At 65.5% G+C, this 1,851-nt stretch carries 2 protein-coding genes and 1 pseudogene; 1 reads left to right on the top strand and 2 read right to left on the bottom strand.

The annotated features are described in order from the left end of the window. A pseudogene (locus tag A3764_RS16780) lies at window positions 1–929 on the top strand (translational GTPase TypA); the annotation flags it as partial. Window positions 930–992: 63 nt separating this feature from the next. On the opposite strand, the gene A3764_RS16775 reads toward A3764_RS16780, so the two are convergent. Both A3764_RS16775 and A3764_RS16770 read right to left on the bottom strand, forming a co-directional pair. Next, the gene (locus A3764_RS16775) at window positions 993–1,280 is read right to left on the bottom strand and encodes a DUF1330 domain-containing protein (RefSeq protein WP_067923933.1); all 288 of its coding nucleotides are present in this window, start codon (window positions 1,278–1,280) and stop codon (window positions 993–995) included. Between the two features lie 3 nt (window positions 1,281–1,283). Continuing rightward, window positions 1,284–1,851 (bottom strand): DHHA1 domain-containing protein (locus tag A3764_RS16770; protein ID WP_236628224.1); only part of this gene is annotated, 568 nt, incomplete at its 5' end.

The following is a 1,851-nucleotide window of genomic DNA, read 5'->3' as shown; positions in this document are numbered from 1 at the left end:
TGCCCTCCCAGCCCATCGATCCGCCCACCATCACCGTGACCTTCGGCATCAACGATTCCCCGCTGGCCGGGCGGGACGGCAAGAAGGTCCAGTCCCGGGTGATCCGCGAGCGCCTCTTGAAGGAAGCGGAATCGAACGTCGCGATCAAGGTATCCGATACTCCGGGCGGCGAAGCCTTCGAAGTCGCGGGCCGGGGCGAGTTGCAGATGGGCGTTCTGATCGAGAACATGCGCCGCGAAGGCTTCGAACTCTCGATCTCCCGCCCGCAGGTTCTGTTCCGTGAAGGCGAGAACGGCGAGCGGCTGGAGCCCATCGAGGAAGCGACGATCGACGTGGACGACGAATATTCCGGCGCGGTCATCGAAAAGATCACCGGGGCGCGCAAGGGCGAACTCGTGGAGATGAAGCCCGCCGGCGCCGGCAAGACCCGCATCGTGGCCCATGTGCCGTCACGCGGGCTGATCGGCTACCACGGCGAGTTCCTGACCGATACCCGCGGCACCGGCGTCCTCAACCGCGTCTTTCACGGCTGGGCCCCGCACAAGGGGCCGATCCCCGGCCGCCGCGCGGGTGTCCTGATCTCCATGGAGAACGGAACCTCGGTGGCCTATGCGCTGTGGAACCTCGAAGAGCGTGGGCGCATGATGATCGGCGCGCAGGCGGACGTCTACACGGGCATGATCATCGGCGAGCACAGCAGGGACAATGATCTTGAGGTGAACCCGCTCAAGGGTAAGAAGCTGACCAACGTCCGCGCCTCCGGTACCGACGATGCGGTTCGCCTGACAACGCCGATCACGCTGAGCCTCGAAGAAGCGATTGCCTATATTGACGACGATGAACTGGTCGAGGTCACGCCCAACGCAATCCGGCTGCGCAAGCGGTATCTGGACCCGCATGAGCGCAAGCGAATGGCAAAGGCGGGCTGAGAGCGCGGGACCGGGGCCAGCCCCGGACCCCGGGATTTCAAGCCATTTGGAAGAAGCGGGCTGCTATTCGTCGGTTTCGACGATGAGCAGTTCGCGCTCCGACGCGCCGCGCGCATGTTCGAGCGCTGCCTGATAGGCATCTGAGCGATAGCAGGCCTCAGCCGTTTCGACGTCTGGAAAACGGGCCACCACGTTGCGCGGACGCTCGCGCCCTTCAAGCTGGACGAAGCGGCCCCCGCGGGCGATGAACTTGCCGCCGTGTTCGGCGATGGCGCGCGTGGCACCGGCGGCGTATTTCTTGTAGGCCTCTTCATCCGTCACGGTCACATGGGCGATCCAGAGTGCGGGCATGTGCTATCCTTTCAGTAATGTTTCGACGGCGGCGATGGCCTCATCGGCGTTGGCGGCGTCTTTCGCGCCGCCCTGCGCCATGTCCGCCCGGCCGCCGCCCCCCTTGCCGCCGAGTTTTTCGACAGCGGTGCGGACGATGTCGACTGCGGAATATTTGCCGGTCAGATCGTCGGTGACCCCGGCGGCGATTGCCGCCTTGCCGTCGGCATCGGCGATCAGCAGGACGACGCCGCTGTCAAGTTGTTTTTTATGTTCGTCCACCAGAGCGGGCAGATCACGGCCTGTCACCCCGGTAAGCTTGCGCGCCATGAAGGGAACGCCATCGATCTCGCGCAGATCGGGGCCTTTGTCGCTGTTCGTGGCCCCCATGGCCAGTTCGCGGCGCAATTGCGCCACCTCGTTGGCCAGCGCGCGACGTTCGTCCAGCAGGGCGCGCACCCGCTCCGGCACGTCAGCCGGGGATGTTTTCAGCTCCGACGCGACGCGGGACAGGGCTGCTTCCTGCTGGCGCAGCCAGCCAAGGGCGGCTTCGCCGGTCAACGCCTCGATGCGGCGGATGCCGCTGGCGCTG

Source organism: Sulfitobacter sp. HI0129 (assembly GCF_001635395.1).
GTDB lineage: Bacteria > Pseudomonadota > Alphaproteobacteria > Rhodobacterales > Rhodobacteraceae > Sulfitobacter.
The sequence above is the reverse complement of the archived record's forward strand: the minus strand, read 5'-3'. Positions and strand labels throughout refer to the sequence as shown.

What these genes read in the sequence shown, in the direction of transcription:
- A3764_RS16775 (WP_067923933.1), bottom strand. Translation starts at nt 1,280, where the DNA reads ATGCCCGCACTCTGGATCGCCCATGTGACCGTGACGGATGAAGAGGCC.